Annotated in this window: 19 protein-coding genes; 11 read left to right on the forward strand and 8 right to left on the reverse strand. The window is 64.3% G+C overall.

The window, feature by feature from the left end; all coding sequences use genetic code 11:
* Positions 1–21: 21 nt before the first annotated feature.
* Complete coding sequence (locus tag Pla111_RS08850; protein WP_146573434.1) at positions 22–1,173, forward strand: lactonase family protein; 1,152 nt, start codon at positions 22–24, stop codon at positions 1,171–1,173.
* Positions 1,174–1,191: 18 nt separating this feature from the next.
* Here Pla111_RS08850 and Pla111_RS08855 read toward each other — a convergent pair whose 3' ends face one another.
* The 4 genes from Pla111_RS08855 to Pla111_RS08870 all read right to left on the reverse strand — a co-directional run bounded on the left by Pla111_RS08855 (position 1,192) and on the right by Pla111_RS08870 (position 6,764).
* Entirely contained in the window at positions 1,192–3,381 is a 2,190-nt protein-coding gene (locus tag Pla111_RS08855) for a DUF11 domain-containing protein (RefSeq protein ID WP_146573436.1), read from the reverse strand.
* A 205-nt stretch (positions 3,382–3,586) separates the two neighbouring features.
* The gene (locus Pla111_RS08860; RefSeq protein WP_146573438.1) at positions 3,587–4,681 is read right to left on the reverse strand and encodes a prenyltransferase/squalene oxidase repeat-containing protein; all 1,095 of its coding nucleotides are present in this window, start codon (positions 4,679–4,681) and stop codon (positions 3,587–3,589) included.
* A gap of 248 nt (positions 4,682–4,929) precedes the next feature.
* On the reverse strand, positions 4,930–5,406 hold the full coding sequence (locus tag Pla111_RS08865; protein ID WP_146573440.1) for a Minf_1886 family protein: 477 nt from the start codon (positions 5,404–5,406) through the stop codon (positions 4,930–4,932).
* A gap of 257 nt (positions 5,407–5,663) precedes the next feature.
* Complete coding sequence (locus tag Pla111_RS08870) at positions 5,664–6,764, reverse strand: PSP1 domain-containing protein (protein ID WP_231930857.1); 1,101 nt, start codon at positions 6,762–6,764, stop codon at positions 5,664–5,666.
* Positions 6,765–7,032: 268 nt separating this feature from the next.
* Here Pla111_RS08870 and Pla111_RS08875 point away from each other — a divergent pair, with 268 nt between their 5' ends.
* Positions 7,033–7,401, forward strand: a complete 369-nt coding sequence (locus tag Pla111_RS08875) for a 4a-hydroxytetrahydrobiopterin dehydratase (RefSeq protein ID WP_146573442.1) — start codon at positions 7,033–7,035, stop codon at positions 7,399–7,401.
* A gap of 84 nt (positions 7,402–7,485) precedes the next feature.
* Here the strand turns inward: Pla111_RS08875 and Pla111_RS08880 are convergent, their stop codons facing one another.
* A complete protein-coding gene (locus tag Pla111_RS08880; RefSeq protein WP_146573443.1) occupies positions 7,486–7,758 on the reverse strand; it encodes a BON domain-containing protein in 273 nt (90 codons plus the stop codon).
* 415 nt (positions 7,759–8,173) lie between these two features.
* On the opposite strand from Pla111_RS08880, the gene Pla111_RS08885 reads away from it, so the two are divergent.
* The 3 genes from Pla111_RS08885 to Pla111_RS08895 all read left to right on the forward strand — a co-directional run bounded on the left by Pla111_RS08885 (position 8,174) and on the right by Pla111_RS08895 (position 11,919).
* Positions 8,174–9,178, forward strand: coding sequence for a YhdH/YhfP family quinone oxidoreductase (locus Pla111_RS08885; protein WP_146573445.1), 1,005 nt, complete (start codon positions 8,174–8,176; stop codon positions 9,176–9,178).
* 174 nt (positions 9,179–9,352) lie between these two features.
* Complete coding sequence (locus Pla111_RS08890) at positions 9,353–9,964, forward strand: SlyX family protein (protein ID WP_146573447.1); 612 nt, start codon at positions 9,353–9,355, stop codon at positions 9,962–9,964.
* Positions 9,965–10,101: 137 nt separating this feature from the next.
* Positions 10,102–11,919, forward strand: coding sequence for an endonuclease I family protein (locus Pla111_RS08895; protein ID WP_197524879.1), 1,818 nt, complete (start codon positions 10,102–10,104; stop codon positions 11,917–11,919).
* 18 nt (positions 11,920–11,937) lie between these two features.
* On the opposite strand, the gene Pla111_RS08900 is transcribed toward Pla111_RS08895, so the two are convergent.
* From Pla111_RS08900 to Pla111_RS08910, 3 genes are all read right to left on the reverse strand, one after another.
* A complete protein-coding gene (locus Pla111_RS08900; RefSeq protein ID WP_146573451.1) occupies positions 11,938–15,084 on the reverse strand; it encodes an efflux RND transporter permease subunit in 3,147 nt (1,048 codons plus the stop codon).
* Positions 15,081–16,451 (reverse strand): efflux RND transporter periplasmic adaptor subunit, encoded by a 1,371-nt coding sequence (locus Pla111_RS08905; RefSeq protein ID WP_197524880.1) that lies wholly within the window; start codon positions 16,449–16,451, stop codon positions 15,081–15,083. The genes Pla111_RS08900 and Pla111_RS08905 overlap by 4 nt, the downstream gene beginning before the upstream one ends.
* A gap of 116 nt (positions 16,452–16,567) precedes the next feature.
* Positions 16,568–17,746 (reverse strand): Gfo/Idh/MocA family protein, encoded by a 1,179-nt coding sequence (locus tag Pla111_RS08910; protein ID WP_146573455.1) that lies wholly within the window; start codon positions 17,744–17,746, stop codon positions 16,568–16,570.
* 157 nt (positions 17,747–17,903) lie between these two features.
* Between Pla111_RS08910 and Pla111_RS08915 the strand changes: the two genes are divergently transcribed.
* The 6 genes from Pla111_RS08915 (at position 17,904) to Pla111_RS08940 (ending at position 25,288) form a co-directional block, all read left to right on the forward strand.
* Positions 17,904–19,112 carry an acyltransferase family protein gene (locus tag Pla111_RS08915; protein ID WP_146573457.1) on the forward strand — a complete coding sequence of 403 codons (1,209 nt, stop codon included), beginning with the start codon at positions 17,904–17,906 and terminating at the stop codon, positions 19,110–19,112.
* A 126-nt stretch (positions 19,113–19,238) separates the two neighbouring features.
* The gene (locus Pla111_RS17200; RefSeq protein WP_197524881.1) at positions 19,239–19,871 is read left to right on the forward strand and encodes a hypothetical protein; all 633 of its coding nucleotides are present in this window, start codon (positions 19,239–19,241) and stop codon (positions 19,869–19,871) included.
* A gap of 132 nt (positions 19,872–20,003) precedes the next feature.
* Positions 20,004–21,986, forward strand: a complete 1,983-nt coding sequence (locus Pla111_RS08925; RefSeq protein WP_146573461.1) for a UbiD family decarboxylase — start codon at positions 20,004–20,006, stop codon at positions 21,984–21,986.
* Between the two features lie 206 nt (positions 21,987–22,192).
* A complete protein-coding gene (locus Pla111_RS08930; RefSeq protein WP_146573463.1) occupies positions 22,193–22,552 on the forward strand; it encodes a prepilin peptidase in 360 nt (119 codons plus the stop codon).
* A gap of 116 nt (positions 22,553–22,668) precedes the next feature.
* Entirely contained in the window at positions 22,669–24,063 is a 1,395-nt protein-coding gene (locus tag Pla111_RS08935) for an MBL fold metallo-hydrolase RNA specificity domain-containing protein (RefSeq protein WP_146573465.1), read from the forward strand.
* A gap of 283 nt (positions 24,064–24,346) precedes the next feature.
* Positions 24,347–25,288 carry an LOG family protein gene (locus Pla111_RS08940; RefSeq protein WP_231930866.1) on the forward strand — a complete coding sequence of 314 codons (942 nt, stop codon included), beginning with the start codon at positions 24,347–24,349 and terminating at the stop codon, positions 25,286–25,288.
* The last annotated feature ends 392 nt before the right edge of the window (positions 25,289–25,680 follow it).

The raw sequence follows: 25,680 nt of genomic DNA on the forward strand, positions 1-25,680 counted from the left end.
TCTCCGCAGCGAGCGTGCCCTATGAACGTGGTGTCCTTGTGTTGGTCACTCGCCATTGCCGCGGCGTTGTTGACCGGTGGCTCCTCCAGTGCGCAGCCGCTCGACGTGTGGATCGGCGTTGAGCCCTCCCATGAGCCGCTCCGCAACCCGCCCAAAGGGATCTATCACGCCACGCTCGACCGCCAGACCGGCAAGCTGAGCCCCGCGGAGCTTGTCGGTACGATCGATGCGCCGGGCTTTTTGGCTCGGCACCCCCGCCTGCCGGTGCTGTACTCAACCGGCAATGAAGCGGGTGAGGCGGTTGTCGCTGCTTGGCAGATCGACCGCTCCACGGGCCGCGTGCTTCTGGAATCGCTCGGCGTGCAACCCACCGGCAGCGGCGAAGCGTGCCATGTCTCGGTCGATCAGTCGAGCAAGGTGCTGCTCTCTGCCCAGTATGGCGGAGGCTCGGTGGTGGCGTACCCGCTGGACGAAGCGGGCCGCATCGGCCCCTCGACGGGGATCGTCCAGCACCAAGGTGGCTCGGGCGTGGTGCCGGATCGGCAGGCTGACCCTCACCCGCACTGGATCGGCGTTTCGCCCGACAACCGTTACGCCTTGGTCCCCGATCTGGGGCAAGACCGGGTCCGCATCTATCAGCTGGACACGGCCAGCGCGCGTCTGACACCGTTCAGCGATGCTGGCACGGCGCGCGGGGGGGGGCCGCGTCACTTGGCGTGGCACCCAAACGGGCGTTTTGCCTACGTCGTCGAAGAACTCCTCTGCGGCGTCTCGACTTTCAGCTGGAACGCTGCCACGGGCACGCTAGGCTGGATCGATACCCAGCCGATGCTGACCGAGGCCGAGCGGGCGGCCGAGACGTTCACGAGCGGATCGGAAGTAGCGGTCCACCCTTCCGGCCGATTCCTCTACGCCGCGGTCCGTGGGCACGACACGATCAGTGTTTTTCAGATCAACCCGCAAACCGGCGTGCTCGATCCGGTTGAACGCGAACCGATCCGTGGAAGCTGGCCGCGTCATTTTGGGCTGAGCCCCGATGGGGCGTGGCTGATCGCCGCGGGGCGCGACTCGGACTCGCTCGCCGTGTTCGCGATCGATGCAAAGACGGGAGCGCTCCGATACACGCTCAACCGCACCGCCGCTCCACGGCCGATCTGCGTGATCGTTCGCTAGCGTTCACGGCTGGCGCGGTCACTCATCGCTAAAGACGCGGGTGCTCTCCTCGCGACGGATCGGTTGGGGCGTCTCGTCCGAGGCGACCGAAACGGTTACCCGATGGTCGCCCGGCGTTTCGCCGAGAACCGTCACCTGGAATCGCGCCTCAGCGCCAGGTGCCAACCGCTCCAAGGGGGCAAACTCAACGAGGTCATTCGCGACGCGTGCCGCGGTCTCGCCCCGCGCATCGGCGAAGCGCATCCCCCGCGGTGCCTCGATCGCAACACGAACCCCCGTCGCCGATTTGGTTCCTTCGTTGGTAACCCGGATGTCGTACTCGGCCTGACCGCCGACCTCGATCGGATCTTTTCTATCTCGCACATCAAAGGCCAAGGAGACAACGCCTTCAACCCGCACCCGGGTTTCTTCTTCAACACGCAGTCCGCCATTGGCTTCGCCTTCGACACGAAGGGTGTGATCGCCCGGGGCGATCGGCAGCGCAACGACTTCGACCTCGCCCCGCTGTCCCTCGGGCAACTCGGCAAGGCTCCAATAAACCGCGTGGGTCTGCTCGTCGTATTCGCCCAGATTGTTAGCGCTAACAAACTCCAGGCCGCGGGGCAGATGCGTTACGAGTCGCACGTCGTGGGCTTCGGCGGTGCCGGGATTGGCGACCGTCACCCGATAGCTGGCCGGCCGCTCCAGGAACCGTCGCCGTGGCCCTTCGACTTGGACCGCGAGGGCCGGCGCGACAATTTCAAACTCCGTAGCGCCTTGGGCACGCAGATCGCCATCGGCGATCGCGGTCACAGCGTTCACAACGCGCCCGGCTCGCTCGGCCATGAGAACCAGCTCCAGTCGCCGTGACTCGCCGGGAGCCAACGCGCCGACCTCAAACTCCAGTTGGGCACCGGCGGGGTGGCTCACCTCGGCGGGGATGTCTTCGCTGAGCATCACGCCGGTAGCGGCACCCGTGCCCGGATTGTGCAAGTCGATCACCACGCGTTGGGCTTCGCCTACGCGGACGCGAGGCTCAGAAGAAACGCGCAGCGTTAGCTGCGGACGGGTCGCACGCGTGGAGGCAGACGCCTGGGCAGCAAACGACACCGTTGCGACGCTCCCCAGCGGGCCTTCACGTTGCGGCATGAGCAGCATCTCGACCGTGGTCTCTTGACCGCCCGCGAGCGAACCCAGTTCCCACCGCAAACGCGAACCCTGCTGGTCCGCGGGGGGGGTGGAACGAACAAAGGTGGCCCCGATGGGGGTCTCGTCAGTGAGCGTTACGCCGGCTGCGGTCGTCGTGCCGGTGTTGCGAACCGTGACAACAAAGCGGCACATCTGACCAACGCGGACCTCTTCGGGGCCCCGCTTTTCAACGACGAGCGAAGCGCGTTGCTGCCCTTCCAGGGTCGCGGGTCCAGGCTGGCCTGTCCCCTCGACCATCGCTGCACGATCATCGCTCAGGGAATCGCGCGACCAAGCGGTCGATTGCAGTGGCTCGTCAGCTGCGTGCAGCTCTGCCGGCTGCAGCTCGGCCGCCTGCAACGAAGCCACGCGCTGCGGCTGGAGCGGTAGCGCCGAGGGCTCGGGGGCGGGCAACGTCGCCGGGGACGGAGGAGGCGTCGATGAGGGGGGCGTAACTTCCGCCGAAACAGCACGCTCTGCGGCAGGACTGGCGGGCGCGAAGCTTCTTAACGGATTACCAAACGCTTCTTGTGGTGCCGCATGATTCGCCTGGGGATCAACCGCTATACGGTGCGGCTCGCGGTCCTGTGGTGGCAGGGACGAGGGCGTGAAGGCTTCGCGCGCCGCGGCGGAGTCGATCCGGGCTGGAGGAGCCGCCACGCCACGCAGCGGATTCCCCCCCGACAGGTGGTTGGGAGCGGTTGGACGGGGAGTTTCAATCAACCTGGCCGTTGTCTCAGCAGCGGGAGCAGGGTTGAACCGAAATGGGTTGAGCGGTGCGGGGCTCGTCGGCGGAGGGGCTGCACCAAACGCGGCGGCCGCGGTGGCAGCCGCCTCTCCTTGGAGCGGAACCAAACGGTCACGCGCCCACGCATCGACCGCTGCATCGACCGAGGGCGAAGCGTAGCGCGGTGTCGAGGCGTAACGCGAAGAAGCGTTATCCGGGGCTTGGGCCGGCACCACCGAACCAAAGACGGCCCCCGACGCGATGGCGACAAGGCTTAGTGCGGTGCGCTTCCAAGCGAAGAGTCTGTTCTGCATAGCGGCGATCCGTGCCGAGGACATCACGCCCGAGGCCACAACGCCCACGCACCTGCGCGGACACTCCTCGAGCGCGGCGCGGTTCTTAGCAAATCGGCGTGATCGCAAAAAGGTCGAACGCTGCTCACACGGTCGCCGACGATGGCGTTGCTAGCATGACGGCCGGCAAGCGAGCGGGCTCAAAGTTCTCGCTAGCGTGAACGGCTCACTGACACTGGGCGAGCGCCAGCAACGCGTAAGCCGTCGAGAGATTGGGGTCCGCTTCGAGCCAGCGCTCGTTGGGGTTGATCCAGGATCCCGCGGGCGTCTGCAGTTCGGCCAGCTTGGCGATGAGCTCGGCCCGCCAACGGTGCTGGACTCCCTCGGCATCGGCGAAGGTTTCGTCCCCCACGGCGGCGAGCGCCTTGGCAAACGTGTGTAGATAGTAGTAGTAGCCGGCGGAACCCATCTGGGGATTTTCTTCGAGCGTGTAATGACGTGCGATCCAGGTTCGGGCCGCTTGCACACGCGGATCGTCGGGCCCCACGCCCGCATAGATCATGCTCTTGAGGCCCGCGTAGGTCATCGACCCGTAGCTGCGCAGTCCGCCCGTTTCGGTCTCGCCCGCTTGGCTCGATCCTCCTGCAGCGGGGGTGTAATAAAAACCGCCGTCGCCCACCTTGACCGAGAAAGGAGTGGTGTTGTGCTCCGACTCCAGATTCTGGGTACGGCTCACAAAGAGCAGCGCGCGCTGAATGGCCGGGTCTTCGGGCCCGCGGCCGAGGGCGTGCAACGCTTCGACCAGGAACGCGGTGTTCGAGAGATCGGGCCGACGATGCTTTCCGTAGCCCGCCCCGCCGTAGCTGGTGCTGGTGGGATCGTGTCCCTCGGCTTCATCCCACTGCAAGCCTTTCAGGAAGACCTCGGCCCCGGCGAGCGTGTCCGCGTAGTCACGCGGCGCGTTGGGTGACTTTGCAGCGCGGTCGAGGCACTGCACCGCCACGCAGGTCTCGTAGTTGCGATACATCGAGTCGGGACCGTACACGCCGCCGTCTTCTTGGACGAAGCCTTCCAAGTAAGTCAGCGTGCGGGCAACGGTCGGATCAACCGGCGTAAGCCCGTTGTCCATCAGGCCGGTCGCCACGAGCGCCGTGATCGCGGGCCCCGCGAAGCTGCTGTACGAGCCGTCTTCTGACTGCGCCGCGCGCAAGTAGGCAACCGCGCGAGCTACCGTTGCGTCGCGGCGGGCGGCCGGCTCTTCGGCCTGAACCGGCACGGGTAGCGCGGCTAGCATGGCCACGGCGATCAACCGACAAATCATGGTGGGCTCGAATCGAGAGGGGAAGAAGCCTCAGCAACAATACGAAGCGGCGAGCTGGTAGCAATCGCGAATTCAGCGGAGGGAGAGAGACATCGAAAGAGCTTGACCGGCCTAAGCACCGCGCAACGCGAGACACAGTAAAAACAGCAGCCACAGCGTGAACAGCACGGCCGGCGGAAGCACGCTCGCCAGACGGACCGCGGAGCGCGCCGGCGGTGGCGCAGGGTGATCGCTAGCGGGGCCGCTGATCACTCGTCGTCATCCTCTTCGAGTTCGTCTTCCCCCAGGGTGAAGACACATTGTTCGTTAAATGCCTCGACGAAGTCGAACACGTTGTCAAAATCCTCCCGGCGGTCTTCCTCGGTTTTTCGCATCTGACCGATATCGATCAGGTTGAAGACGATCTCGCCGAAGTCGCCCGTGTTTGTCACTCCCCAGTGCGCGAGGACGTTCTTGGCGAGCAGTCCGTACTGATTCAGGGCGTACTGACGGATCGCCCAGCAAAGCTCTTGGCCGGAAACATGACGCTCTGCCTCGTCGTCTGCCTCGCCGCTCTCGGCGTCGTCTTGGTCGTCGTCTTCTTCATAGTCCGCGGCGTTGGGCTGGCCGAGGCCCATCTGCTCTTGGCCGTAACGCAACGCGTCGAAAACGAACACGTACGCCTCGAACTCATAGCGGTTGTCGCGGCGGAGCAACTCAGCGAGCGGGTGCTTCGGGTCGAGCATAGCGGCCAAGGTGAACCTCGCGGGGGGGAAGCGTCGCGCGTCAGGGTGGTGGGACAAAACGAGAAAAACGCGACGGCTCTGAACGAGACCGAAGCCGCTTTCAGTTGTAGTGTAACAACGGGCGCGAGATTGCGGACCCGTGCGACACGGCGTAGCGGTGGGATTGTGTCTCGATACGAGCGTCGGGCAACACGCGGGGGGTTCGCCGCGGTCCGGTGGAAAGTCCTTCGGCCAATCTCGCCGACCCGCGGGACAGGCTAAACTTGGGTGCCCTTTGAGGGCGGACCGCTGGCAGAATCGCCCGGAGGGTGATCCGGCTGCTGTGGGTCCGGCTTCGCGGGATCCTGCCCACCCCTTGCCACGTCGCCCCCCCCTTTCGAGCGGCGGCCCCCCCGCCGTGAGCGTTTCGAAGGGTCAGCGGAGGCATCCGGCGGGGCTTCTCGATCTCGTTGGGAACGTTTGTCTCGCGATCGGGCAGGTGCGGCTGATTCGGGAGCGGTCTGTTTTTTAGAATCCTCGCCGCTAGCACTCTCCTCGCTCGCACGATCCGACTTGGCAAGCACGCTCAGCACGTCTGCCGCATTGATCACCACACGCCGCCCCTCGGCCGTCTCGACGAGCAGCTCACCGGTGAGGATCTCTTGCGAGAGGACTTTCGCTTGACCGTCGCGGGTGAGCACCTGACGGCCCACAGGGGGCAATTCGCGGCGGAGTTCTTGATAAGTGTCGTACTCGTAACGCAAGCAGCACTTAAGACGCCCGCACCGGCCAGAAATCTTGGTGGGGTCCAGCGTCGCTTTCTGGAGCTTCGCCATCTTCATCGAGACGGGCGGCATCTCCGACAAGTGCGTGTTGCAGCACACCGGCTTGCCACAATCACCGTAGTCGGCCAGCAGCTTGGCTTCGTCGCGAACGCCGATGTGGCGCATCTCGACACGCGTCTGCAGATCTTTGGCGAGGAACCTAACCAGCTCGCGAAAGTCGATCCGATCTTCCGCAAGATAGTAAACGACGACTCGTTCGCCACCGTAGAGCCGCTCGATATCGACAATCTTCATCCCGAGGCCTAGCTCGGCGATCCGCGCTTCTATGGCGGCGCGATCCCTGACGACCTGATCGGCCAAATGCCGCAGTTCGACTTCTTCCGCGTGCGACACGGGGCGAAGGATCTGGCCGGTGCGAGGGTCTTCGATCTGCGTGAGCACATGCTCGGTCGCTTCGCACAGAACGTCTCCGACTTCCTGCCCGCGCCCCGTGCGGGCGATCACGCGCCGGCCTCGGCTGAAGATTTCGCGTCCACGGCTTGAAAACACGCCAAGGTGGCGCATCACGCCATAGCGGACGACATACTTAGGCATCGGAGTCTTCGTGGCGAAGAAAAACAGCGGGCTCAACGATAACCGGGCGAGCGAGTTCCTCACCCCATCGAGCCGTCATTGGCTCGCCGCCAGTCTACCGCTGCGGGCAGCCCAGGCACAGGCGATCCTGCCGCGGAGGGTACTCACCGAGGATCGGTTTTCAGCGCGGACGGTTGTCGATCGGGCGCGATCGGCAACGATAGTAGTCGTTAATCAGAAGATTATTCGGTCCCGTCGAGCCCTTTGCCCCGTCCACTGGAACCCGCCCATGGCCCTTCCTGACCCCGACCAACTTGTCCAAAAAAAGTGCGTCCCTTGCGAGGGAGGCGTCGATCCGTGCCCGCTCGATCAAGCGCAGCACCTCTTGAAGCAGTTGCCAGGCTGGCGACTCACGCACGAAGGCCAACGGATCCGCAAGGATTGGGTCGTGAAGAACTTCATGTCGGGCATGGCGTTCTTCAACCGGTGCGCTGAGGTCGCCGAAGAAGACGGGCATCACCCCGACCTGCACCTTGAAGGATACCGTCATGTGGCGGTCGAACTCTGGACCCATGCCATCGGAGGGCTTTCAGAGAACGACTTTATTGTGGCGGCGAAGATCGATCAGCTGCCGATCGATCTCAAAACGCCAGCATAAGCTCAAAACACCGGCATAAGCCGAGTGTCTCCCCCATCTCGCGGGCCCGACAAAAACCTGGTGCCCTGCAGGGGCAAGGGCCGCTTATTCCGAGTCGCTGCTGACGCCGTAAGAGTTGACCACCACCAAGTGGTTGACGATTCGATTGACTCCCTCGACCGACTGCACCAACGATTGGGCCGTTTGCTTTAGAAAGTAGCTGGGCACCTTGCCTTCCAGCAGCAGCGTGTCGTTGTCCTGACGACAGCGAACGTGCCGTAGAAAGAGGTGCGAGCTCTCGGCAAGCCGACCCGTGGCGGTGTCCACAGGATTGTCAAACCGTTCTGCCTTAAAGGTTCTGACCAATTTGGTTGACATGATGTGCCTGTTCCAGGGCAAGAGACGCCGCGAGCGAGGGCGGCTAGAGGAGTCGCGAGAAGCAAGACCGCTCGCGAATATTTAATTTGGCGTATGGGGTCGATTCTGACAGCGCTAGTTTCCGCACAAACGCGAAGTAATTTGTCTGTGCATACGCTGTGCCGATCACCACACGCGATTCTGCTAGCAAGACGTTTCAAAGCGGCGGCGTGGGTTGCTATCCTGCGGGCAGGCAGCACATCGCTAGGTCGCCTTTGAACTTGATGCAAAAGGTGTGTGCCAAGCGCCTTAGCAGACCCTGCCCAAGAGGGGAGCTGCCAATCGCTAGCTTTTAGCAGTGCGGCAAGTGACCTTGATCGCGAACCAACCCTGCCTGTCCTGCGTTTTCCCCCCACCTTCACGCCGACAGTCGCCGATGTCTCCCGCCTTTCCCGCTTATGTCGTCGAGGGAACGCCGCACCAAGCCCAGGGCGGAGTGAGGCACCTCACGCTGGACCAGTTACCCGCCGGCGACGTGGTGATCGAAGTTGAGTGGTCAGGGGTCAACTACAAAGACGCACTGGCGGCAAGCGGACATCCGGGGGTTGCACCCCATCTGCCACACGTGCCAGGCATCGATTGCGCCGGGCGCGTCGTGCAGAGCCAGGTCGAGTCGTTACCGCTGGGCAAGGAAGTGCTGGTGACGGGCTATGACCAAGGAGCAACCCGTTGGGGCGGGTACTCCGCCATGGTGCGTACTCCGGCCGAATGGGTGGTTGAGCTGCCAGAGGGAATGACAACACGCCAAGCGATGATCTATGGCACGGCCGGGTTCACCGCCGCCCAGTGCGTCAAAGCGATCACAGACCGTGTCTCACCGGAAGCCGGCCCCGTGCTGGTGACCGGTGCTACCGGGGGGGTTGGTGTTTTCGCGGTGGGATTGCTCGCCAAGCTTGGCTATCGCGTAACCGCGGTGAGCGGCAAGCCCGAGGCCGCGACGCTGCTGGGTCAACTCGGCGTGGTCGAGGTGCTGCCGCGCGAAGCCCTGGCCGACAAGTCGGGCAATCCGCTGTTAGCGGCGCGCTGGGCGGCGGCTGTCGATACGGTCGGCGGAGCGCCACTGGCCTCGCTGCTGCGCTCGATCAAGCACCGTGGCGTGGTCGCCGCCTGCGGGCTCGTTGCCGGCGATCGCCTCGAGATCTCCCTGTATCCGTTTTTGCTGCGCGGCGTGACGCTGTGCGGCATCGACTCGGCGAAGTGTCCGCGCGCACCCCGGCTCGAGATCTGGGATCTTCTTGCTGAGGCCTGGCGGATCGACCTGCCAGAAGGGCTGGTCCACGAAACCGACTTCGACGGGCTGCCCGCCGCTCTCCAGCAGATTCTCGCCGGAAAGATGCGGGGCCGTACTCTTGTGCGTCCCACAACCCCGACAAAAGCGTAGCAACGCCGCCTTGGATCCGACCTGTGCGGGTAAGTGCGGTCAAGCCGGTTGGGTCCGCGCGGAGGGCAATCCAAGGCGGAATGAATGGTCAGCACCTGTGGTGGCGATCTATAATTGGCGGAGACACTGCTGCTGTCAGCCTGCGCCTCCGCCGACTTCTGGGAGACCGAAGCGATGAACACCCCTTCCCCCCGCAACCTGACGCGCCAGTGGGCCCTCGTGGTCTGCGTAGCGCCGTTGTCGCTGCTGGTGACGAAAGCCTCGGCTCAGCCACTCGGGCTGAATTCACCGGGCGTGGGCTCGCAGTACGCCAACAACTATCGCCGGGAAACGTCGGGCATCAACTACACGGTCGCCAATATCAACCAGAACGTGCTCAACCAGAGCACGGGCATTTTCAACGGCATTGGGGTCTCGAGCGGGCTCACGCGCGCGTCCCAGTATCGCGTCGACAGTTCACTTCGGCCCGCCGGACCCGCCGCGAAGCCGTTTTCGGGAATCACGCGCCGGCCCACGGTCAGCCCTTATTTGTCGTTATTCAACGAGTCGCTCGACGACAACTTTGAGACTTACACTACGCTCGTCCGGCCACAGCTCCAGCAGCAAAGGCTCAACGATCAGCTACAGCGACAAACCCAGCTGCTGAACCAGCGGTTCCAAGAGCTTTCAGCCCGACCCGCGTTCAATCCCCAGGGCTCTGAGCAAGCGCTCGCCACGGGCCATCCCACGTTCTTCAACAACACCTTCGGATTTTACCCCACAGCCGGAGGACCTCGGCGAAGGTAAGGCACACGACCGTCTCCGCCAAAAATTACCCGGTCAGCCGGGTGCCAAACCTATGCTTTTTGCTACGCATCGGCCGAGTTTGCGGCTAATCTGAGGGTCTACCCCCACGATTACCACAACCTCTGGAAATGCGACCGATGCACTTCTTTCGCGCCGCCCTTTCTTTGGCGGTCCTGCTATTTGTCGGCAACGGTTGGGCCAACGATGTCGATTTCCTGCCTCCGCCCAGCTACTACGCGGGGGCAACCGGGACCGGCGCGGCGCTGAAAAGCCAGCTCCAGTCGATCACCTCGACGGGGCACATCCAGCGCACCTACGGCGACTTCCGCAACTCGGCGATCATCCACGACGCCGACCCCAATAATCCGGGCAACATCCTGCTGACCTACAACCGGGCATCGGTATCGGGCACTTGGGATAGCGGCTCCACCTGGAACCGTGAGCACGTTTGGCCCCAGTCGCTGCAAACGGGCAGCGCTAACAACTCGAGCGTCGGCAACCTGGGCGATCCCCACTCTCTGCGACCGAGCAATCCTTCGATCAACACCAGCCGCGGCAACGATCCTTTCGGCTTGGTCAATACGACGGGCAGCTTCGGAGCGGTGGCGGGCGGTTACTATTACCCGGGCGACGCCGACGCGGGCGACTTGGCCCGCTCGCTCTTCTACTCGGCCACTCGCTATAGCGGTCTGACCCTGGTCAACGGCCAGCCCGGCTCGAACCAAATGGGCGATCTTGCTTCGCTCGTCCAATGGCACTATCGCGACGAGCCCGACACCTTTGAGCGCCGGCGCAATCAAGCGGTCTATAGTTCGGGCTTAAACCCTTCGTACTACACCAACAATCGCAACCCCTACGTTGATCACCCTGAATTCGTGTGGTCGGTCTTCGTCGACAATCAAAACGATAGTCAGGTGACACTCGCCGGGGGGTCTGCCTCGGCCGACGGTTCTTCGGTTCTGGCGCTCGATTTCGGCCGCGTTTATGTCGGGCAGCCGACGCCCACGCTGACGCAGAGCATCACGCTGGACAAAGGCGGGTCGGACGGAACCTATTTTCAGGTGACTACCGCGGGCGCGGCGACCAGCAGCCTGACGGGGCGACACAACGCGTTCCGCAACGGCGGCACCGATACGCGTACGTTTGATGTCGGTATTACCGCGAACACCGCGCTGCCGGGGATCGCCTCGGGCGTGGTGACGATCGACAACCTCGACATCACAACCGGGGCGGGCGTTGGCCGCGGCGCTCAGGATGGCAACGACCTGATCGCAATGAGTCTTGCGGTGCTCAGTCACCCGGTGGCATCGTTCTCGACCGCCATGGAAACCCGCGCCGCGACTATCGACTTTGGTCAAGTAGCGCTGGGAGACAGCGTGGCGGGGATCGAACTGGCGATCGCGAATCTCGGCGTTGGGTCCGGCGGGTCGCTGTTTGCGGCCGACCTCGACCTCGACACGATCCTCGGCCTAGGCGACACCGCGGCGTTCTCGCTGGGGCTCTCGGCTTTCTCTGGCCTGTCGCAAGGGGCCGCCAGCCTCGCCTCAGCGAGCCTGATGACCAGCATGGCAGGCGTCTTTGAAGCAACCTACACCCTCGCGCTTTCGGGCGAGGATCTCGCCGGCGAACAGATGCAAACGCTCGCGCTCACGCTGCGGGGCGAGGTGATCGATGCGGCCATCCAACCGGGCGACTTTACCGGCGACGGGGCCGTGGACAACTTCGACCTGAACCTGTTGCTGCTCAACTGGGGTGCTCCGACCTCGCCGCTGCCGCTGGGCTGGAACGGCGATCCGCCAATCGGCGGCAGTGTCGATAACGACGAGCTGAACGCGATGCTGCTCAACTGGGGTGCCGGCACATCAAGCGTCGCGGTTCCTGAGCCGACGGGCTTGGTGCTGGTTGCGCTGCTCGGCGGTCTGCTGAGCCCTTGCCGTCGCGTGCCGCGTAGCTAGGCCCCCGTCGCGTCACGGTTACTCTTTGCGGGCTGCCGCGCCGCGCAGCAGCACATAAAAGACCGGCGTCAGAAACAGCCCGAGCACGGTAACCCCCAGCATGCCGCTAAAGACGGCGGTGCCCAGTGCGCGTCGCATCTCCGAGCCGGCACCGGTGGCGATCAGCAGCGGGATCACGCCCAGGATAAACGAGAAGGCGGTCATCAAGATGGCCCGCAGCCGCAGCCGACAGGCCTCGACGGCCGCGTCGTAACGGCTCATCCCCTCGTCTTCGAGCGTTTTGGCGAACTCAACAATGAGGATCGCGTTCTTGCACGCCAGCGCGATCAACACCACAAAGCCGATCTGCGTGAGCACATTGTTGTCCATCCCGCGGAACCACACGCCGCCGATCGCGAATAGCAAGCACAGCGGCACGATAAGCACGACCGCCAATGGCAAGATCCAGCTTTCGTACTGCGCGGCGAGTGTTAAGAAGACGAACACCACGCACAGCGGGAAGATGTACAATGCCGTGTTGCCCGCAAGCTGCTCTTGATAGGCCAAGTCGGTCCACGCGTAGCTAAATCCCTGCGGCAAGGTCTGTTCGGCAAGCCGTTCCAGCGAGTCCATCGCCTGCCCGGAACTGGTCCCCGGCAACGAGACTCCGGTCACGTCGGCCGCGGGAAAAAGGTTGTAGCGCTCGACACGGTCAGGCCCCACCCGATCGCGCACCTCAACGAGCGTGCCGAGCGGCACGCTGGCACCGCTCGCGCTGCGGGTGCGGAGCCGATAGATGTCTTCGACATCGTCGCGGAACTCGGCTTCGGACTGCGCGGTAACTCGATAGGTGCGCCCCAGATCGTTGAAGTCGTTCACGTACAGCGAGCCAAGGTATACCTGTAGGGTTTCAAACACGTTGCCGAGAGGCACGTCGAGCTGCTGGGCTTTGGTGCGATCGATGTCGATGTACAGCTGGGGCGTATTGGCCCGATAAAACGAGTAGGCAAACGCCAATCCCGACTGCGGTCCGAGCTGACCAAAGGCAGCGCCAATCAGGCCCTCCGCGGCGGCACCGAGCGCCTGATAGCCGCGTCCGCCACGGTCCTGAACATAGAGCTTCACGCCGCCGGCCGACCCGATGCCGCGCACCGAGGGCGGCGCGATCACTTGCACGCTCGCCTCCTGAACCTCGGCGAAGCGCTGCTGCAAGTCGGTCTGCACAGCGTTTATCAACAGTCCCGACTTCGCGCGCTCGCGCGCATCGGAGAGCGTCACGAAGCACGTCCCCGTGTTCGGACTGTTGACGTTCGTCGCGCCGGAGAAGCCGGCGAAACCGACCGAGTGCGCAACGCCCGGCGTTTGCTCGGCGATCTCACTCACACGGCGCACAACCGCGTCCGTCCGCGCAAGCGACGCGCTGTCGGGAAGCTGTGCCGTGACGATCAGATAACCCTGATCCTGCTCGGGAATGAACCCGGTGGGGACCGCATCGAAAGCGAACTTCGTGCCGACGAGCAATCCGCCGTAGAGGATCAACACGAGCAAGCCGACCCGCACGGCGCTGCGTACCGTTCCCGCGTAGATCCCCGTCAGCCAGTCGAATACCGCGTTAAACGGGCGAAAAAACCAACCGAAGATCAGATCCATGGCGCGCGTCAGCAGGCCGGGCTTGGCATCGTGTGGCTGGAGCAGCAAGCCACACATCGCCGGCGTCAGCGTTAGCGAGACGAACGTGCTGAAAACGGTCGCGGCGGCGATCGTGATCGCGAACTGCTGATAGAACTGGCCGCTGATGCCTCCCATAAACGCGGTCGGCACGAATACCGCCACCAACACGAGCGACGTAGCAATGAGCGCGGATCCGACCTCGGTCATCGCCTCTTTGGTCGCTTGCTTGGGGGTCAGCCCTTTGGCGATCAGGCGTTCCACGTTCTCGACCACAACGATCGCGTCATCCACCACCACCCCGATCGCGAGCACCAGACCAAACAACGACAGATTGTTGAGGCTGAACCCGATCCCGTTCATCACGGCGAACGTCCCCACGAGCGAAATGGGGATCGCCACCACAGGAATCAGCGTCGCCTGCCAGCGCTGCAAGAAGATAAACACGGTCAGCACCACCAGCGCGCCGGCTTCGAGCAGCGTGCGGAAGACTTCGTTGATCGACTCTTCGACAAACTCGGTCGGGTTGTAAACAATTTCGTAGTCAAGCCCCGCGGGGAAGTCTTTGCGCAGCTCGTCCATGGTTGCGACGACCTCTTGTGCGGTCGCAACGCTGTTCGTGCCGGGCCTCTGGAAAACAATCAGCGCAATGGCGTTCTTGCCATCCAGATAGCTGTTGACCGAATAGTCCTGGGCCCCCAGTTCAACACGGGCAACGTCGCTCACGCGGGTGAGCCGCCCGTCTTCGCCCCGTTTGACGACGATATCGCCGAACTCTTCGGCGGTGCGTAACCTACCCTGGCTCGATATGAGCAGCTGAAAGCTGGTCGGGTCGTCCATCGGGGGCTGCCCCAGCTTGCCGGCAGCAACCTGCACGTTCTGCTCGCGCAAGGCACCGATCACATCGCCCGCTGTCAGGTCAAGCGAAGCCAGCCGGTCAACGTCCAGCCAGACGCGCATGCTGTACTCGGTCGCACCAAACACGGTCAGATCACCAACCCCGCCCAGGCGCGCCAGCGTGTCGCGGATCTGCAGGTAGGCATAGTTGGCGATATAGAGCTGATCGAGCGAGGCATCGGGCGAGATCAGGTGGACCACCATCAGCATCTCGGGCGAGGACTTCTTGGTGGTAACGCCCACCTGACGCACTTCTTCGGGCAGTCTCGGCAGAGCGACCGAAACCCGGTTCTGGACGAGCACCTGGGCCTGATCGACATCGGTCCCCAGCTTAAAGGTGATGGTCAGCTGCATCGCGCCGTCGGGGGTCGATTGCGACCGCAGGTAGAGCATCTCCTCAACACCGTTGATCTCTTGTTCGAGCGGTGTCGCGACGGTCTCGGCGATCGTCTGCGGCGTGGCACCCGGGTAACTCGCCGTGACCACCACCGTCGGCAGCGCGATCTCCGGGTACTGCGCAACCGGCAGAACGTAGTAGCTGATCGCGCCCACGATCATCACCACGATCGATAAGACCGTGGCGAAAATCGGGCGATCGACAAAGAAGTGCGCGAACTTCATTGGGGGGCCCCTTGCACGGCAGCCGCGTTAACCGGCTTTTGCAACCACTGCTCGGGCGGAACCGGCACATAAGAGTCTGGCAAGCCGTCATCGGGGCCCAGCGGGATCTCACCCGGAACGGACTCGACCGGCGCTCCCGGGCGGCAACGCTGCATGCCGTTGATCACCACGCGATCTTCGGGACGGAGCCCCTCCAGCACGGCGCGCAGACCGCGGATCATCCGTCCGGGTTTGATCGGCCGAACCTTCGCCAGGCCGTCGTCGCCAACCACAAACACAAATTTACTGGCTTGGTCGGTGGCGATCGCTTCGTCGGGGATCAGCACCGCGTTGTAGGGTGCCCCGCCGGGGACCTGAATGCGAACAAACAAACCCGGCGTGAGGATGTCGTCCGGATTGGGGAAGATCGCTCGGGCGCGGATCGTGCCGGTCGCGCGATCGACCCGGTTGTTCACGAAGTCGATGTACCCCTGATGAGGGTAGTCGTCTTCGTCCACGAGCGCCATGTAGACAGGGGTTTTGGCCTCACGTGAACTGGTGCGTTGCTCGGACCGATCCAAGCGGATGTACTTCATGAGCGCTTTCTCGTTGGCGTCCAGATCGGCGTGGATCGGGTCGATCGAGACAATCGTTGTGAGCGTCGCGGCCCCCAAACCGCCCGCGATCAGGTTCCCCTCCGTCACCTGCCGACGCCCGATACGTCCGCTGATGGGGGCCAGGATCTGGCAGTATTCCCGATCCAGCTGCGCGGCTCGCACCGCGGCTTCAGCTGTCGCAATCGCCGCCTCGGCGGCGGTTACGGCGGCTCGGGCTGACTCGATCTCGGCGTCAGCGGCGTACTGATCCGCTTGCGATTGACGGACCGCACTGACGAGAACGTCGTACTCGTCCTCGCTAATCGCTCCGCTGGGAACCAGCGGCCGGGCGCGCCGCGCCTGGGCTTCGGCTAGCTCGAGCTGTGCCAGCGACTGCTGCTTCTTGGCTTCGGCCTGACGCACCTGAGATTCGGCCTGGCTGCGCACCGCCGTTGCCTCGTCGGCAGTGGCAGTGGCCTGCGCGAGGGCCGCCTCGTAGGGCCGCGGATCGATCACAAACAGCAACTGTCCGCGCTCGACCAGCTGTCCTTCTTGGAAGTGGTGCGAGATCAGGTAGCCGCTCACGCGGGACTGAACGCTAACCTCTTCGATCGCCGCTAGTCGGCCGGTGTAGGAATCCCAGTCAAGCGCCTGCTTCACCAACGGGTTGGCGACCGTCACTTTGGGTGCCGGAGGTCCCCCGGTGTTACCTGGGCGGTCCGCTGTACCGCCGCATCCCCACAAGAAAAGCGGCAGCAAGATGCCACCGCGCCACAGGCCCTTCCCTGTCATCACCATCTCCCGCCTTATTGGCCGAATGACCGCGGAACCGTTCCTTGGCCTAGGACATTTTGAGGGTAGTTGCTGAGCGCGGCCTTCGCTACCGAAGCGGGGCGACGGCCCGCTCGCTAATCAACATGCTCCACCTTCTGCCACGAACCGCTCTCGGTTGAAGCAACGACCGCGTCGAGCACCGCCACACACTGGGCCCCATCCCTAAAGTCGGGCGTCACCTCGCCACCGCTGGCGATCGCTTGCAGCAAGTCGTAAACACCGTTCACGAATCCGTGCTCGTAGCCCAGAATGTGCCCCGGTGGCCACCACGCGCTAACGTACGGATGGACCGCTTCGGTGGCGAGAATCTGCCGGAATCCGCGGCGATCGGCCGGATCGTCTGCCGAGTAGTACTCAAGGACGTTCATGTCCTCAAAGTTCCAGGCGAGCGAACCGCGGCTGCCGCTGATCTCGAAGCGGTTGTAGTTTTTCCGACCGGTTGCCATGCGAGTCGCCTCGAAGGTGCCGATGGCACCCCCGGCGAAACGGGCCAGGAAGATCGCGGCGTCATCGACCGTGACCTCGCCCATTCCCTTCTTGCCGGTCTCGGCCGTGCTGGCACCAACGCCCGATCCGGATCCATCGGGCCAGGGGCGTTCTTTGACGAAGGTCTTCAGTTCGCCGACCACCTCGGTGATCTCGTCGCCGGTCAGGTAGCGAGCCAGATCGATCGCGTGGGCGTTCAAGTCGCCGTGGGCACCGGAGCCGGCCACTTTCTTCACCAGCCGCCAGCTCATCGGAGCGCAGGGGTCGGCAAGCCAATCTTGGAGATAGGTGGCCCGGTACTGGCGGACCTCGCCGATCGCGCCGTCGGCGATCATCTGCTTGGCAAGCGAAACCGCGGGAGCCCGCCGGTAGCAGAAGTTGACCATGTGCCGAACCTTCGCGGCGCGCGCCGCGGCGAGCATCTGCTTGGCGTCTTCCAGACTGTTCGCGAGCGGCTTCTCGCAGAAGACGTGTTTGCCCGCCTTGGCGGCGGCGATGGCGATCGGAGCGTGGGTGTCGCCGGGCGTGCAAACATCAACCAGGTCGATATCGTCTGCCGCAACGAGCTTCTCCCAGTCCACCTCGCCGCGTTCCCACCCGAAGCGCTTGGCGAAGGCATCGACCTCGTTCTGATCGAGCCCGCAAACCGCTTTCATCTCCGAAGGGAGGGACAAGTCAAAGAACTTGCCGACCTTCACGTAGGCGTTCGAGTGGGCTTTGCCCATGAATCGGTTGCCAATCAGCCCGACGCGGATCGAAGAAGCCATGAGAGAGTGAGAAAAAAGGACGGGAAATAGAGGGGCGAAACGCTGCAAGGTGCCCCATTACATTAATGGCAATCGTCCACAGCGGGCAGTCCCCGCCCGCTATGCTCCTCGGCACCCGCTCCCGTCCGCGGGCGTTCCGCGAAAAGGTCTCCTCCGTATGCCCCCCGACGCCGTCACCAAACCAGACCGCCTGCTCTCGTTGGACGTGATGCGGGGCCTGACGATCCTGGCCATGATCCTGGTGAACAACCCGGGCTCGTGGGGGGCCATGTACTGGCCGCTGGGCCACGCCGCCTGGCACGGCTGGACACCGACCGATCTGATCTTCCCCTTCTTCTTGTTCATGGTGGGCGTGGCGATGGCCTACAGCTTCGCCAAGTACACCACGGGCGAAGGGACTCCGACCGGTGCTGTGTGGTGGCGCATCGTGCGTCGCGTGCTGCTGCTGATCTTGCTGGGGCTGATGCTGGCGGGCTCGGGCCGGATCCTGCAGTTCTTTATGGGCACGCTCGAATCGTGGGACCTCGCGACGCTCCGCTGGCCGGGCGTGCTGCAGCGCATCGGGCTGGCTTACCTGGGAGCGTCGCTCGTCGTGCTGCTCTTGGGCAAACGGGGGCAGATGGTCGTCGCGCTCGGATTGCTGCTGGTTTACGCGGGGCTGCTGAGAAGCTTTCCGGCCGACGTGCCGCCGACCGAGCGGCTTGCAGCGGCTTCGAATGTTGTCCGCGCGGTCGATCGGGCTGTGATCGGCCCGCAGCACATGTGGACGCAAGCCACCACCAACCCGACCGACCCCGAAGGGCTGCTGAGCACCCTGCCGGCAATCGTCACCACGCTGCTGGGCTACGCTGTGGGGTGCGCCATCAAGGGCAAGCCCGCCAGCAGGACGATGGTTACGCAGCTGCTGCTGGCCGGCGTGGGGCTGGCGGCTCTCGGGCAGGCGTGGCACGCGGTTCCTAGCCCGTGGGGCATGCCCATCAACAAAGCGCTCTGGACACCAAGCTTCGTCCTGCTAAGCGGCGGCTTGGCGATCGTCACCCTCGCCCTGTGTTTGTTCACCTTTGACGTCGTCGGCAAAGGATCAAACCGCCTCGCCGCCGTCGCCACGGCGTTTCAAATGGTCGGTGTCAACGCGATCTTTGTCTTTGTCGCGTCGGGGTTCTTCGCCCGCCTGTTGACTCTCATGAAGTTCGGCGAAGTAACGCTCAAGGACGGGATCTACGCCCATCTCGTGACAGGCCCCCTGAACGCGATCGGCCTGGCCGACCCGAAGCTGGCCTCATTGGCTTACGCGCTGGGCTTTGTGGCGGTGTGGTGGCTGGTGCTGTGGGCCATGTGGCGGCGGGGCTGGTCGGTGCGCGTTTAGGCACGCCGCGGGCGCTCGAAGCCCCAAAGTTAACGCGGGGAATCACAAATCCCGATTTGCTCGGCGCGGCATAGCTGTTCCAATACGGCTTGCTATGGTCCCCTCACGCCGACTCGCTTCCTCACCATGCCACGCTTGGTCACCGTGCCGTTGGAGGTTCCGGAGACACCTCTCCCGCGTCGGGTGCGCGAACTGCTCGACGACGCCGATGAGCGGATCGAACGCTTCTATCAGGATCGGCGCAACAGCCCGCTCCCCGGCTTTGTGCCCTGTGACTTTGTCATGGCGCACCATGTGATCGGCTTGCTGGTCCAACAGAACCTCGCCACGGGGGGTCGATTCTGCGAGTGGGGAAGCGGAGCCGGCGTGGTCACCTGCCTCGCAAGCCTGCACGGGTTCGACGCCATCGGGATCGAGATCGAAGAAGACCTCGTCGAACTCGCCGAGGCCCTTGCCGAAGACCACGGCATCGAGGCCGAGTTCATCTTCGGCAGCTTTCTTCCCGAAGACGCTGACGACTGCCTGGACGAACACGCCGCCGAGCTCGACCGCGAGGTAACGTGGCTCCGCACCGATGGCACGAATGCCTACGAGCAGCTTGGCCTGGATCCCGACGATCTGGACGTGGTATTCGCTTATCCCTGGCCGGGCGAAGAAGGGGTGATCTTCGATCTGTTCGCCGAGTTCGCCGCGGTCGGAGCCCTGCTGCTGACGCACCACGGCGAGCAGGGGATGAAGCTGCAGCGGAAGCTGCGGTAACTTCGCCGCTGCCCCCCCGCTCCGCCACGCCGGGCGTGGGGGGGGGGCGATACGTTGTCCGGGCCGCTCGTTTTACGGTTCCCTGTGAAGCGGCCCGTTTTCTTACCGATTCTTGCATCCCGATTTGGCTTGATGGCTCCCCGCTCCCTTCGCGATAGCGTCAACGATTTAGAGCAGCACGGGCGGCTGCGGCGGATCGACGCGCCGATCGACGCCTATCTCGAAGCCGCCGCGATCCATCGGCGCGTCTTTCAGGCCGGCGGGCCGGCGCTGCTCTTTACCAGCGTCGTCGGCTGCCGCTTCCCGATGGTGAGCAACCTGTTCGGCACGCTCGACCGTTCCCGATTCATGTTCCGCCACACCTACGATGCGGTGCAGCGGCTGATCGAGCTGAAGATCGATCCGACGCGCGCGCTGCGCTCTCCGCTGCGCTACGCCACGGCTCCACTGGCAGCGCTGACGATGCTGCCCAAGTCGGTGCGTTCGGGCCCCGCGGTTCGGCAAGAAACCACGCTCAGCGCGCTGCCCCACCTGGTGAGCTGGCCGCGCGACGGCGGCCCCTTCGTCACGCTGCCGCAGGTGTATACGGAAGACCCCCACGCGCCGGGGCTCATGAAGAGCAACCTGGGCATGTACCGCATCCAGCTCGCTGGCAACGATTACAAGGCGGATCGCGAAGTGGGACTGCACTATCAGTTGCATCGCTCGATCGGTGTGCATCAGGCCGCAGCGATGCGGGCGGGCCAACCCTTTCGGGTGAACGTGTTCGTCGGTGGCTCGCCGGCGATGAACCTTGCGGCCGTCATGCCACTGCCGGAGGGGATGAGCGAGCTAACCTTTGCCGGAGCGCTCGCGGGGCGGCGGATCCGCATGATCCGTCGACCCGACAGTTTGCCCGTCTACGCCGAAGCGGACTTCACCCTGTGCGGCACGGTCGTGCCCGGCCCGGAGGGCGCACGCGGTCTGCCCGCCATGAAGCGCGAAGGACCGTTTGGCGATCACCTGGGCTACTACTCGTTGGAGCATCCGTTCCCCGTGCTGCGGATCGACCATGTCTACCATCGGCCCGATCCGATCTGGGCGTTCACCGTTGTGGGCCGGCCGCCGCAAGAGGACACCGCCTTCGGCGAGCTGATCCACGACCTCACGGGCCCGGTGATCCCCACAGTGCTGCCGGGCGTGGTGGGCGTGAACGCCGTCGATGCCGCCGGCGTGCATCCGCTGCTGCTGGCCCTGGGCAGCGAGCGCTACATGCCGTTCTACAAGACCGATCGCCCGGCGGAGATCCTCACCCAGGCGTGCGCGATTCTCGGCCAAGGACAACTGTCGCTCGCCAAGTTCCTGTTCATTGCCGACGCGGGCTGTTGGCCCGACAAGCCGTCCGCCGAGCACGACCTGCACGCCATCCGCCCCTTCTTTGCCGAGGTACTGCGGCGCGCCGACTGGACCCGTGACCTGCACTTTCACACACAAACCACGATCGACACGCTCGACTACTCGGGCGACACGATCAACGCGGGCTCGAAGGTGGTGATCGCCGCCGCCGGTCCGCCGCGGTTCGACCTGGCTACCGCACTTCCCGCGACGATGGCTCCTCTGCCCGAGGGCTTCGCCGCTGCGCGGGTCGTCATGCCGGGCGTGGTCGCGGTGCGCGGGCCGCGGCTGCCGAATCCCACGTTTAACTACGACGCCGCCCGCCGCGGCGACGCTGCGGGCGAAGCGATCGAAGCCGCGGGGCTCGCCGCCGCCCATTCACGCGCGCCGGCCGACATCGAACGGCTCTGCCGGGGGCTGTCGCTGGAGCACCCACTGTGCGCGTTTCGGATGATCGTGGTGGTGGACGATCCCGCTTTTGTCGCGACGCCACACGGCGCGGAATCAACCGGGCGGATCAACAACTGGCTATGGACCACCTTCACCAAGGCCAACCCCGCCGCCGACATCTGGGGCGTTAAGCCCTACACGCGCCGCAAGCACTGGGCATGCCAAGGCCCGCTGGTAATCGACGCGCGCACCAAACCGCACCACGCGCCGGTGATGGAAGAAGACCCGGCGGTGTCAGCAAAGATCGAAGCCATGGCCGCAAGCGGCGGCCCCCTGGCAGGGCTCTTTTGAATGCGGATGCGAAAGCCTGACGGGTGTGAAGCCTGACGGGGGCGATCCGCTTTTGCTCGGGGTCATTGAGTCGGGGGATACTCTCCGCCACCCTGAGCGGTCCGCCTATCGAGGCGCAAACCTGCACCGACTTTGATAACCCCCTTTCTTGCACGACTCCCCGCCGCTGATTTACTTCGCCGAGCCCGCCCCGTACGCTCCGAGGCATGGATAAGTGGTTTCTTCCCCTCTTTGACGGCGTCGAGCGGACGCCCTATCTGCTCGAAACAGGGCCCTGGTGGGCGATCGTGCTGTGGCTGGCGGCGGTGGGGGGGTGCTTTGGCAGCTTTCTGAATGTCGTCGCGCTGCGGCGGCCGCATGGCGAAGATATCGTCGTCCAGGGCTCAAGATGCCCGCTGTGCCGCCATCCGCTGGCGTGGTGGCAAAACCTGCCGCTGCTGGGCTGGCCGCTGCTCGGCGGGCGGTGCCACTACTGCCGAGGGCCGATCCCGATCCGCTACTGGCTGTGGGAAGTCGCCTTCGCCCTGCTGTTTGTCGCGGTCGGGATTGCTTCACCCTGGCTGTAGCGAGAGCGGCGACTAGGCTGGTTACCTTGGGCCTCTCGCGGTAGGGTGCGCCGCCCGGCAACTCCCTTGCTGCGGGCCTCTTTCGACCGCTTCCCTCTGACGCCCCTCTGGTATCGATGCACCTTTCGTTCCACGGCGCTGCCGGCACGGTCACCGGCAGCAAGTACCTCCTCGAAACGTCCGACGCGCGGGTGCTGGTCGATTGCGGCTTGTTCCAAGGCCTGAAGTCGCTCCGCGAGCTGAACTGGGCCGGCACGCCGTTCAAAGTCGGCAAGATCGACGCCGTGCTGCTCACGCACGCCCACCTGGATCACGTCGGCTACCTGCCGCGGATCGTGAAGGAAGGCTATCAGGGGCCCATCTACTGCACGCCGGCAACCGCCGAGCTGGCGCAGATCATTCTCCTCGACTCGGCCAAAATCCAAGAAGCCGACGCCGAGTACGCCAACAAGAAAGGCTTCAGCAAGCACAAGCCCGCGCTGCCGCTGTATCGGGGCCCCGACGTGCTGGAGACCCTCAAGCTGTTCAAGCCCATCTCGCGCGGCAAGTCGTACACGGTTGCGCCGGGCATCGAGGCCGAGTGGCAAGACGCCGGTCACCTGCTCGGTTCGACCGCGATCACGGTTACCGCTGAGGGCAAGCGGGTGCTCTTCTCGGGCGACCTGGGCCGCTACGACGGCCCGCTGTACCACGATCCGGCACCGCCTCCGCCGTGCGACTACCTGATCTGTGAGAGCACCTACGGCAACCGCGACCATCCCGACAAGGATCTGACCGAGGGTCTTGCGGAGGTGATCCAGCGGGGCATCGCGCGGGGCGGCGTGATGCTCATGGCCTCGTTCGCCGTGGGCCGGGCGCAGCAACTGATCTATCTGTTGCAAGTGCTCAAGTGCGCGGGCCGCATCCCCGACTTGCCGATCTACCTCGACAGCCCGATGAGCGTCGACGCGACGAAGATTTATCGACAGCACTGCGAAGAGCATGATCTGGTTGAGGCGGAACTGTGCGGCACGAGCGGTTGCGAGATCGGTGACCGCCCCGTGCTCGCCGGCCCAGCGGTGCACCTGTGCCGCAGCGCCGACGAGTCGAAGGCGCTCAACCATATCGAAGGACCCGCGATCATTCTGAGTTCGAGCGGCATGATGACCGCCGGCCGAATCGTGCACCACCTGAAGCGTCGCCTGCCCGACAAGCGAACGACCGTCATCCTGGGCGGCTACATGGCGGTCGGCACGCGCGGGCGCGACCTCAAGGAGGGTGCCAAGTCGATCCGTATGCACGGGCAAGAGATTGCCGTCAACGCCGCGATCGAGGAAGTACCCGGCTTGTCGGGCCACGCCGACCGCAGCGGCCTCTTGCGCTGGCTGGGGCACCTCAAGCAAGCGCCGAAACAAACGTTTCTCACCCACGGCGAGCCGGACAGCGCTGCCGCGCTAGCCGACACGCTGCGTAGCGAGCGCGGCTGGGACGTGACTGTGCCCGCGATGAACGATCGGGTCGAGCTTGCCTAAGGCGCTCTAGGCACCTTCGGAAGAATAGGCCAGACTCCCGCCCCCCCCAACACGCAACGTGCCTTGAATACGGCTTTCACTCCGATCACGTTGTGCGAGTCACAGCCGACTTCCCCTCCCGCTTCAGAGGGAGAGGGGGCCGGTTCCGGGTACCCATTTCACCTGCTCCCCTAGCCCCACCTCCTCAAGGAAGAGGGGAAAGGCAAGACTAGAAGCCGCGATTCTTCGGATCGGAATCCGTAACGCTCCGGCGCACCAATCGACAGGACCCTCTACTAGCCCCATGCGGAACAAACCTTCGAAGTTCATCGGTCCCGCCGCTCAGGTTCCTCCCGAGCCCATGGACGTCGCCCCCGACTTCTCGCTCGACGCGCGACGTCCTGAGCTGCCGCCCGAGGTCGAGGCCAATCGCCTCGCGATCATCAACTCGCCTACCTACACCCTGGCGGAGAAAGACACCGAGTGGCTCCGCGACTCGTCGATGCGGCCCGTGCGGATGCAGCTCGAACTGCAAAAGACCGAAGTGCTGCTCCGCCGCGCGGGGGTCGAGAGCACCGTGGTGGTCTTTGGCGGCACGCAGATCGTGCCGCGCGATGAGGCTGAGCAGAAGCTCGCCGAAGCGAACGCCGAACTGGCAGCCAATCCCGACGACTTCCGGGTCCAACGCAACGTCGTGCGTGCCAAGACTCGGCTGAAGAAGTCGCGCTTCTACAACGAGTGCCGAGAGTTCGCGAAGCTTGTCTCGGGCCGCTGCCAGATCGATGGCAAATGCGCTTTCGTGGTCACCACCGGAGGCGGGCCGGGTGTGATGGAGGCGGGCAACCGGGGCGCGTTTGAGATCGGTGCCAAGAGCATCGGCCTGAACATCGAGCTGCCGCACGAGCAGGAGCCCAACCCCTACATCACCCCCGAGCTGTGCTTCCAGTTCCACTACTTCGCGATGCGGAAGTTCCACTTCATCTTGCGCGCCGCGGCGCTGGTGGTCTTCCCTGGTGGATTCGGCACGCTCGACGAGCTCTTCAACTGCCTGTGCCTGCGGCAGACCGGCCGTATGCAGGCGATCCCGATCATCTTGTACGGCAAGGAGTATTGGGACTCGGTGATCAATTTCCAGGCGCTCGCGGACGAGGGCGTGATCGCCGACGATCACCTGGACCTGATCAGTTACGCCGAGACCCCCGCAGAAGCGTGGGACCTCATCGCGAAGTTCCACGGCGTGGAGTGAAGGCAAAACGTCGCCACCGACGGATCAGATCGAATTGCAGCCGACGCAGCCCCGGCACACAGGACGCCGCTGACGCAGCCGATCGGTTGCCCGCCCTAGGCACCCTGGAGTGCCCGCATTTGGCTGGTGCTGCCCGAAGAGTCGGCGGGCGGACCGATATCTGCTAATCGATTGCCGGTACGGGGCCGTCTCCGAGCGGCCCGGTAGACCCGCCTATCAAACGGTCGAGCGTGTGGACCGCTGCGCGTTAGCGCTAATAGCTCACGCCGCGGTGTGTTGGCGTGACGCCACCGGGGCGGCTACACTCGCTAGTCTTGCGGCTCATCTCTGTTGATTGCTTAACCCTCTTTTCCTTTCGCCAACCCAGCCCCGAACCGTTGCCGTACGGAGCA

Origin of the sequence: Botrimarina hoheduenensis, from assembly GCF_007859815.1 — a bacterium.
Classification (GTDB): Bacteria; Planctomycetota; Planctomycetia; order Pirellulales; family Lacipirellulaceae; genus Botrimarina; species Botrimarina hoheduenensis.